This is a genomic window from Tenacibaculum sp. L6 (assembly GCF_028823685.1).
In the GTDB taxonomy this organism is placed as follows: domain Bacteria; phylum Bacteroidota; class Bacteroidia; order Flavobacteriales; family Flavobacteriaceae; genus Polaribacter.
In genome coordinates, this window is sequence record NZ_JAPEHZ010000143.1 from 1 (window position 1) to 1,168 (window position 1,168).

1 protein-coding gene and 1 pseudogene are annotated in these 1,168 nt (G+C 33.5%); both read right to left on the bottom strand.

All coding sequences use genetic code 11. The features are described from left to right. Positions 1–363, bottom strand: a pseudogene (locus tag OU788_RS12360) (hypothetical protein); the annotation flags it as partial. A gap of 36 nt (positions 364–399) precedes the next feature. Then, positions 400–1,125: a transporter gene (locus OU788_RS12365; RefSeq protein WP_274635443.1), complete on the bottom strand. Its 726-nt coding sequence runs from the start codon at positions 1,123–1,125 to the stop codon at positions 400–402. Positions 1,126–1,168: the final 43 nt, after the last annotated feature.

Here is a 1,168-nt window from a genome sequence, read left to right on the forward strand (position 1 = left end):
CTCCCAGTCTCCAGGAGCAATTACAGGATCACTTAAGGTAAGTGCACCTAAAAATGGATGTAAGTGCTGCTCAATAAGACCAGGAAACATTGTGTTTCCTTGTAAATCGTGTTCTTTTGCTTTCCCTTCAAATTTTGCGAAGGCTTCTTCTTTGCTTCCTACAAAAACTATTTTTCCTTCTCTTTCAACAACAGCTTCTGCGGTACTGCCTTCTTCACCTTCCATAGTTACAATTTCGCCATTATAATAAATGGTTTGGTTTAATTGGTAGGGCTCGGCTACGGGTTCTACTTTTTTAGTGTCGTTTTTACAAGCAGATACTATTAAAAGTATGCTTGCAAGTAATACTATTTTATGTTTCATAATTATTTGGTTTTTGAATTAGTTAATGGTTCAATTTTAGAAATAAAAGGTGGCACCTGTTCTTATGGTGTGGATATCGTTTGTGAAGATAGGGAAATACCCAATATTTAGTTTTAATTTACCAGGTTTAGCCATATAATTATAGTTAAACTCTCCAGACCAAATCGTGTCGTTTAATATGGTTACTATTGGGTTAATAAAAACAAATGATCTTTGATTAAATTTAACACTCATATTGGTTTGTAAATTAATACCATTATGTGAATCTCCGTCATAATCACTTGGTTCTGTAATGTGTACATAGCCTATACCAGGAAATAGTGCAATTTTTTCACTTAATGCTAATCCAGCAACAACTCCGGCAGATAGGCTCCAGGTACTTGTACCTAAGCCATTTTCAAAACTTCCTGTTGGGATAGAAATATCTGCATAGGGAGCAATGGCAATTAACGTTTTGGAGATGTCTCTTTTTGCAGCATGAAAATATCTTATTCGTGTATCTGATAACCCAAATTTATCTGTGTCTGCATTGTATAATAACGGGAATTCTACTAATATTAAATTATCTGGATCAAAAGTGTATTGTACGTTTATTCTTGTTCCATAAACTTCACCACCTGATTCGTGATGTTGATACTCAAAAACTGTATTTATTTGAGTGTATAAGTTTGTTGGTCTAGAAGCATCTACTTCGTTTTCTTGTGCCTTTACTTGGTTATGTAAAGGGAGGATGAGTAACATGAGGATTATTAATTTTTTCATATTTCTTGGTTTTAATTATTTGATAATAAATATGTTAATCTAC